The 1,115-nt window shown below is 41.5% G+C and carries 2 protein-coding genes; both read right to left on the bottom strand.

Going from position 1 to position 1,115, the window contains the following annotated elements; all coding sequences use genetic code 11:
• Nucleotides 1-51: 51 nt before the first annotated feature.
• A complete protein-coding gene (locus KM934_RS12805; protein ID WP_215761008.1) occupies nt 52-657 on the bottom strand; it encodes a hypothetical protein in 606 nt (201 codons plus the stop codon).
• A 57-nt stretch (nt 658-714) separates the two neighbouring features.
• A partial coding sequence (locus KM934_RS12800) for a dockerin type I domain-containing protein (protein WP_215761007.1) occupies nt 715-1,115 on the bottom strand: 401 nt, incomplete at its 5' end.

Raw genomic sequence — 1,115 nt, 5'->3', positions numbered from 1 at the left:
AACACTGACAATTAGATCGTTAGGTTGTTTTTGACTGATTTACGAGCATCCCTATTTTATAATCATTTTCTTTCCATTCACGATATAGATACCACGTGACTTCCTAACGTCTGAGATCTTTCTACCATCCAGAGTGTACACATTGGCATCATCATTGTTTACTATTGTAGGAACCATCTTGGTAGATAAAGTAACAGTGATGTCAACATTGATATCAGGACGTTCTCCACCGAGCGAGGCATCAGCATTCGACCAACTTTGATCATATATCTTCATCTGACCAGATGTAGCCGTCTCTGTAGCTGCAATGGTGAACGAGACAATTGCACCTTCCGTCCCTTTGAACACCTGTCCCATACCATTTATAACCATCTTAAGCGTGTTCTTGTCAGTGTCATAGTTCTCTGACAACACAAACTTTGAGAGCTTTCTATCTGTGAGTGAAGCATAGAAATAATTCCATTCCTCATCATCATCGTTCCATAGTTTATCCTGTACGAACGTCAAACCTGCTGGTAGTTCCACACCAAGAATGAATGATGCAACGTCAACCGATGGGTTTGTCATATTTATAGAAATCGTCTTTGTCTCTCCCGTCTCAATGGTTATAGGTTCTACACTCAGGTTTACAAGTTCTGCCTGTTGGGCAAATGCCATTGTTGAACAAATAAGCATCAATACCATAGAGCTTACGTTCCTTAAAACTCTATTCATTTATTTCAAAATTAAATTTGTTAGTAATGGTAAATCCTGTGCCGTTATCTTTCCGTCACCATTTATGTCTGCAGCTGCCTCAACAAATGCAGGTGATGTTGTACCAAGAATCCTGTTCGTCAGCATAGTCAAATCCTGTGCCGTTATCTTTCCGTCTCCGTTCACATCGCCCATAATATACTGAGGTTCCTCTGCCTTTGCTTTCAAGGCATCAAGCAATGATTTCTCGCCATCCACCAACTTTGCTTTGGCTGCATCAGAGAGTTCCTCATAGGCTGTCAATGCTGCGCTTATTGCTGGAAGATCGGAAGATGTTACTGTCTCTGTGGTCTTGCCAAGGATTGTTGCATGAGTTGTCTTAAAGGTATTTGCCTCGGCAGTTGCAGCTGCATCAGCTTCTT

It is taken from the genome of Hallella faecis (assembly GCF_018789675.1).
GTDB lineage: Bacteria > Bacteroidota > Bacteroidia > Bacteroidales > Bacteroidaceae > Prevotella > Prevotella faecis.
Note: the sequence above shows the minus strand (reverse complement) of the source record. Positions and strands in the feature narration are given on the sequence as shown.